The 3,533-nt window shown below is 59.4% G+C and carries 1 protein-coding gene; it reads left to right on the forward strand.

Going from position 1 to position 3,533, the window contains the following annotated elements; translation table 11 throughout:
• Nucleotides 1-3,533: putative glycoside hydrolase (locus tag ABYO54_RS15295; protein ID WP_372809104.1), on the forward strand; the 3,533-nt coding region annotated here is incomplete at both ends.

Genomic DNA, 3,533 nt, shown 5'->3' on the forward strand with positions numbered 1-3,533 from the left:
CACGCCGGAGGCCAATGTTCAGGGCATCAACGTGACCGCTTCCGATTTTACGACCGGGATTGGCCTGAGTGCCCGCTATGATCTTACCTATGCGCCGGCCGATGGGCTGGATGCGGAAGGAAATCCCTTTGGGACGACGAACAAATTCGCGTTCGGGGGCTCGGGCGCGGATTTCGGTTTCGACGCTGTGAACGACACAAACGATCTTTCCGGCGCGATTCAAGGCAATGACTACCTGGAGTTCACCCTCACCCCGAATGCCGGGTATAAGCTGAATTTGGAATCGTTGACGTTCCGGACCTTCGTCCAATCGGTGGTCAACTCGGCGGAGCGCTGGGCATTGTTCTCGTCGATCGACGGCTATGCCGGCGGGGCGGAGCTTGCGACGGGGCAGACGACCGACGTGGGCACCTGGAACGGAGACTCCAACAATATCGGGATCGATCTGTCGGATGCCAGGTTCCAGGATGTGGACGAGGCGGTTACTTTTCGCCTCTACGTTTACGGGGGCGGTGAAAGCACGGATTCCGTCACCCTGTTCGACAAAGTGGTGCTCAACGGAACGGCCGCCAAGAAAACGATTTTGGCGGGCTATGATTTCGATGCAACGGCCGCGGACCAGAGCGCGGCAACAACGATTGCCGAAAAGCTTTCGGCGAGTCCGGTGACCTCCCCGATGGGGATCGCATTCGAGGCTGCAATCGGAGATAACAGCGGGGTGGCGGCCGATGGCGAGGTCTTCGGCACGACGAACCTGCTCGGTGCCGTGGGGATCGGGGTGGATGATGCGACCGCGTCTTCATTCGCGGAGGCCGTTGCCGGCGATCACTATGTCTCGTTCACGGTGACGCCAGACGCCGGAACCGGGTTTCATTTGACCAAGCTCTCCTTCAAGGCCGCCAAAGCGGATGCTCATTCGGTGGGCGAATACGGCGTCACCGACGGATCGGGAACCCTCATCGGCAGTGCGGCCATCGTTACCAATGTCGTTGGGCTTACCGGGGCCTATAACGGGGTGCGTGTGGATTTGACGGGCACGGCCTATGAATTCATTGCCGACGCCACGGAATTCCGCATCTACGCCTGGGGCCGCGGCACGAACGCGACCGAGCATACGTTGGCGGCAATCGACAAAGTGGCGCTGTACGGCGAGGCCTCGAACAATTCCGGTCGCAACAGCCATTTCTGGGTGACGCTGAAGCCGCAGGCCGGGACGGAGTCCGGCGCAAGCACGGATCTGGTGCTGGCCAACGGATACCGCAGCGTGAATCTGAGTTCGCCGGAGCTTTCCTGCACGCGGGTGGACAACGGCTCGAACTGGGTGTATCGGATTACTTGGACCGGCAACAACCTGATCGGCGGCGATGAAGCGGAAACCCTGCAGTTCAGCGTGGTGGTCGATGCGTTTAATAACGCCGACTATCTCTATGTCGTCAACAATGCCACGGTGTCGTCGCTGGGCGCTGCGTCTTCGCCGACGGACATCAACAACAACTGGGGCGTCGGCGGCGATTATGATATCGATGCGGGCCAGTCGATCCGGATGACCCAGCAGGATTTCACGGTGGACGGCGTCGGCCTTGCGACGGGCGGACTCGTGCTGGAAAACCAATTCACGAACATGAAAGTCCTCGAGACCAATGGGGGGTATGCCCATAAAATCATTTTCGGAGAGGGAACGAATCTGGCCACCGCGAGTTTTCAGCAACCCAGCGAGACCTATGGCATTGGCGGGGACGCGTTTTCCGTCACCGGGGCGGGCAGCAATACGGGGGCCAGGCAGTGGGCCATTTCGGAGGTCAACTTCAGCTTCGTGGTGAGAAACCCGGCGCTGACGGTGGAAGATCCGGAGTATCCGTTGGCCGACATCGTGCAGGTGGCTTCGCCAACCCCTTATGAACCCACCACGCCGGAAAAGCTCGCCCAGGCATTCCCCAGGTTTTCCTGGAACCGAATCCCCAGAACCATGCTGATCCGCAATGGAAGCTCCTCTTTTACGGACGACGAAGCAAGGCGCGTTGCCAACCGCTATGATTTTGTCGTGCTGGAAAAGGCCAACGGAAATATCCAGGGCTATTATGAAAAGGCCTCGGAACTCAAAAGCCATAATCCCGACCTCAAGGTGGTCTTCTACTGGAACTCGCGAATCTTTTACGGAAGCTTTGGAATCGATGCGGCGATCTATGAGCCGGACAATTGGGCGGCATGGATCGACCCCACCTACACGATCCGGGACTGGCCGACCTACGAGCGAAGCAATCCCGATTTCGTCGACTGGTGGGTGGGGTGTTGCCACAAAATCATGGGACTGGTGGAAGGATATGCGACCGATGGCGTCACGCCGTTCCAGGATTTCGAGAACTGGGAACACGGCTCTCCGATCGACGGCTATTTCATCGACAAAACGGGCGTCCCGACCAGTATGCTGCATCCCCTCTACGAAGGGTCTGCCGACTGGAATTTCTGCATGAACAACAATGGCGATAATCGTTCGCGCATCGCCTATCTGGACGGAACGTATCGGGAAGGGTATACGTCGGGCGGGAGTCCCTCCGCGATCGCAACGGCCATTGCAATGGCCCAGGAAAGCGGGAAAAACCAAAAACTGACGATGCTGAGGAATCCCTCTGATTCGAGCAACAACCGGCGTGAAATGGAAGATGCCGTTGATGCCACCCTGGGCTATTACTTGGCCTATGCGGAAAAATACGCCTACTTTTACCACCAGAAGACGGTCGATGCCTCGAACGCGGATTGGCAGTGGATTACCGACTACTATGACCAGTTCAACCGACCGCTGGGCGCCCCGCTGGGGGATGCCATCAAGGATAATTTCATCTATTCGCGGAGCTTCGAACGCTGCGACCTCTATCTCGACCTGGAAACCGATTCGGGCGGCAAACTGAGCCGGATCATGTGGAAGAACGATGTCGGCAGTCCGGCGCTCGCCGGCAGCGGGGCTTCCGCCACCGATAACACCTACACGCTCCGGGGCGGCGGAAACCTCTCCGGCACGGCGGATCATTTCTTCTTCCTCTCCGATCTGCATTATGGAAACGGAGCGGTTGCCGCGTGCGTTGATTCCTTGGAAAATACCCATGCCGAGGCCCGGGCCGGGGTGATGTTCCGGGAGCGAAACGAACCGGAAACAACCTACGCAAATTGGGCGGAAGACTACACGGCCGCCTACAGCAACGGCACGATCCTGGTGGCCGGTGCCCGCATGGTCGCGGTCGTGCGCGATCCGGCGGGACAGATGCAGATGGTCTACCGCGCGGCGACCGACGGCAGCCTGCAGACGGCTGGAACCCTCGACCCGGCCCACGGGCCCTATGCCAAACTGGTTCGCAGGGGGGATCTCTTTGTCGGGCAGTGCTCCCCGGATGGACAAAGCTGGACCAATATCGCCCAGGTCACCCTTCCGATGGCCGAAAAGGTTGAGATGGGCATGGCCGTTTCTTCCGGTGACGCCGCCGCGCTGGCCGAAGCCTCCTTCAGCGCGTTTTCCCGCACGGAAACCGTGCCGAAGGCCG

The sequence above is a fragment of the Pontiella sp. genome, assembly GCF_041622395.1.
Taxonomy (GTDB): domain Bacteria; phylum Verrucomicrobiota; class Kiritimatiellia; order Kiritimatiellales; family Pontiellaceae; genus Pontiella.